Annotated in this window: 1 protein-coding gene; it reads right to left on the bottom strand. The window is 65.0% G+C overall.

Annotated elements, in window-relative coordinates; all coding sequences use genetic code 11:
* Positions 1–159 precede the first annotated feature (159 nt).
* Positions 160–369: MerR family transcriptional regulator (locus tag OKJ99_RS36365; protein ID WP_326022593.1), on the bottom strand; the 210-nt coding region annotated here is incomplete at its 5' end.

Here is a 369-nt window from a genome sequence, read left to right as displayed (position 1 = left end):
GCTGGGACGAGGTTCCTTTGAAAAGTCCTGCCGGTCCTTCGGGTTCGGTGGGCAACACAGCGAGGACGCTGTGAACGATCGGATTATTCCTCCGGCCGTTCCGCTCTCGTGGTGTCACCCCGATTACGGGGAAACATTCACGGAGAGTTTGATCCTGGCTCAGGACGAACGCGATTCGGCGGCGCGGTATTGGGCGTTGATGCGTTGGGCTTCTTCGAGCTGGTCCTCGAGGATGATGATGCGGCAGGCGGCCTCGATGGGGGTGCCCTGGTCGACGAGTTCGCGGGCGCGGGCGGCGATGCGCAGCTGGTAGCGGGAGTAGCGGCGGTGGCCGCCCTCGGAGCGCAGCGGGGTGATCAGGCGGGCTTC

The sequence above is a fragment of the Streptomyces endophyticus genome, from assembly GCF_035798155.1.
In the GTDB taxonomy this organism is placed as follows: domain Bacteria; phylum Actinomycetota; class Actinomycetes; order Streptomycetales; family Streptomycetaceae; genus Streptomyces; species Streptomyces endophyticus.
The sequence above is the reverse complement of the archived record's forward strand: the minus strand, read 5'-3'. Positions and strand labels throughout refer to the sequence as shown.